General features: G+C 49.1%; 2 protein-coding genes. One reads left to right on the top strand and one right to left on the bottom strand.

Annotated elements, in window-relative coordinates; genetic code table 11:
• The coding region (purB, locus tag WBV75_RS00435; protein ID WP_424118694.1) for an adenylosuccinate lyase at positions 1-1,194 on the top strand (1,194 nt) is incomplete at its 5' end.
• A 56-nt stretch (positions 1,195-1,250) separates the two neighbouring features.
• Here the strand turns inward: purB and WBV75_RS00430 are convergent.
• Entirely contained in the window at positions 1,251-2,063 is an 813-nt protein-coding gene (locus tag WBV75_RS00430; RefSeq protein ID WP_424118695.1) for a mechanosensitive ion channel family protein, read from the bottom strand.
• Positions 2,064-2,073 lie beyond the last annotated feature (10 nt).

Here is a 2,073-nt window from a genome sequence, read left to right as displayed (position 1 = left end):
CCACAGTTGGAAGCTGTAGACCAGGTGCTTTTCGAAAAATTACGTTCCATATATACCGACTTCGGTCTAAATGACGCCCTGGAGGTAAAAGAAATCGAAAAGACCACGAACCACGACGTCAAAGCAGTTGAATATTTTATTAAAAGAAGATTTGACGCTTTGGGATTGGCACCTTACAAAGAGTTTATACATTTCGGACTGACCTCACAGGATATCAATAATACAGCCATTCCCTTATCCCTAAAGGAAGCCATAGATGCTGTTTACACGCCCTTGTTAAAGGCACTACGAGATCAACTGCAGGACTTTGAAGAGGAATGGAAGGACGTGCCCATGTTGGCACGAACCCATGGACAACCTGCCTCTCCAACGCGCCTTGGGAAGGAAATCGGGGTTTTCACCCAAAGGCTGTCGGAACAGTACCGATTGTTGGAGACTGTCCCCTTTGCCGCTAAGTTCGGGGGGGCAACCGGGAATTTTAACGCACATGCCGTGGGGTACCCCAACCTCTCCTGGCAGGAGTTCGGGAAACGCTTTGTAAGCGAAAAATTGGGTCTCCATTACTCCTTTCCCACCACCCAAATAGAGCATTACGACCATTTGGCAGCCCTTTGTGACGGGCTCAAACGCATCAATACCATCCTGATTGACCTGGACAGAGATATGTGGACGTACATCTCAATGGACTACTTTAAGCAAAAGATCAAAAAAGGGGAAGTCGGTTCCTCGGCCATGCCGCACAAAGTAAACCCCATCGATTTTGAAAACTCGGAAGGCAACCTGGGTATTGCCAATGCTTTTTTTGAACACCTGGCCGCCAAACTACCTGTATCCCGCCTCCAGCGTGACCTTACCGACAGTACCGTCCTCAGGAACCTCGGGGTGCCCCTGGCCCATACCCTGATCGCCTTCCAGGCGACAATGAAGGGATTGGAAAAACTGCTGCTCAACGAAACAAAAATTCGGCAGGATCTCGAGGATAATTGGGCCGTGGTAGCCGAAGCCATCCAAACCATCCTCAGGCGGGAAGGCTATCCGAACCCCTATGAAGCCCTTAAAGGACTCACCCGGACCAATGATGGTATAACCCGGGAATCTATTGCGACTTTTATCGACACCCTTGACGTGTCGGAGGCGTTAAAAAGTGAACTGGGAGCCATCCGGCCCGAAACGTATACGGGAATCCAGAACTAACCCTAATCCACGTTCCGGAGTTTTATAACCCTGCCTCTGGTATTCACAAAGGGAGATTATCCCTCCTTATGGATTTCCACCCTGTGCGGATACGGTATTTCGATACCGGCTTCATCCAGGGCGAGCTTACAACCTTCCTGGGTAGCAAAGTAGACCTCCCAGTAATCCTCGGGCTTGCAAAAAGGGCGTACCGCGAAATTCACTGAACTATCGGCTAGTTCCAACACATTGACAGAAGGAGCGGGATCATCGAGTACTTTAGGATTGGAGGTCAAAACATCCAGAAGAACTTCCTTGGATTTCTTAATGTTCGAATCGTAGGATACCCCAACAACGACATCTACCCGCATCTTCCCTTCTATGGTATAATTGATGATATTTCCATTGGCAATGGGGCCATTGGGAACAATGGCCAGTTTATTCTGGGGGGTGACCATTTTGGTCGTAAAAATATCGATGTCTTTGACCACACCGAGTACGTCCTGGGTTTCTACCAGGTCTCCAATACGATAGGGTTTGAAGATAGCGATGAGTACCCCCCCGGCAAAGTTAGAGAGCGAACCTTGCAAAGCCAGGCCTACAGCCAGGCCCGCCGCGGCAAAAATCGCGGCAAACATGGTTACATCCACCCCGAGTCGTGACACCACTACAATGATGAGTACGATTTTCAACAGCCATGAAATGAGGTTCATCAAAAAACGCTGCAGGGATTCATCGTACTTGCTTTTCTGCATTACTTTCCTCAGGCCACGGACTATCTTTTTGACCAACCAGGATCCCACAATGTAGATCAGTATGGCCCAAAGCACATTCGGACCGTTCTCCACGAGATAGTCCATTCCTTTTTGTATCCAACCTTCGGCCTCTATTAGGGCACCG

The organism is Robiginitalea sp. (assembly GCF_049588695.1).
In the GTDB taxonomy this organism is placed as follows: Bacteria; Bacteroidota; Bacteroidia; order Flavobacteriales; family Flavobacteriaceae; genus Robiginitalea.
The sequence above is the reverse complement of the archived record's forward strand: the minus strand, read 5'-3'. Positions and strand labels throughout refer to the sequence as shown.